Origin of the sequence: Streptomyces viridosporus (genome assembly GCF_002078235.1) — a bacterium.
Classification (GTDB): Bacteria; Actinomycetota; Actinomycetes; order Streptomycetales; family Streptomycetaceae; genus Streptomyces; species Streptomyces viridosporus.
Window position 1 is genome coordinate 1 of record NZ_MSGP01000914.1, and the last position, 381, is coordinate 381.

2 pseudogenes are annotated in these 381 nt (G+C 75.1%); both read right to left on the reverse strand.

The window, feature by feature from the left end:
- A pseudogene (locus B7L92_RS43420) lies at positions 1–152 on the reverse strand (DUF4032 domain-containing protein); the annotation flags it as partial.
- 40 nt (positions 153–192) lie between these two features.
- Positions 193–381, reverse strand: a pseudogene (locus tag B7L92_RS43425) (MBL fold metallo-hydrolase); the annotation flags it as partial.

A 381-nucleotide genomic window follows, 5' to 3' on the forward strand; every position in this document is an offset into this window, starting at 1 on the left:
CCGGCGCGGGCGTAGCGCACCACGTGCCGGGAGATGCCGCGCGGCAGCGGCACCAGGTGTTCCTCCGGCCACTCCTCCAGGGGCAGGTGCCACGGCAGCGCCAACAGGAGAGCGGGGTGCTCCGGGTTGGTCGCGTTGATCTGCAGGGCCATGCCAGGGGTGTCCTCGTCTCGTGGGTGGTCCTCACCCACCCTATTCCGCGCGCTCGCGGGCCAGGCGGGCCGCGTCCCGGACCGGTCCCTCGTGCAGCGGCCCGTGCCCGGGCAGCAGCAGGTCGCCCTCCAGCGCCGCCAGGACGTCCAGCGAGGCCACGGCGGCGGCGCGCTCGTGGTGGAACATGTCCGGCAGCAGTTGCGGCCCCCCGAGCCGCGAGGTGGGATG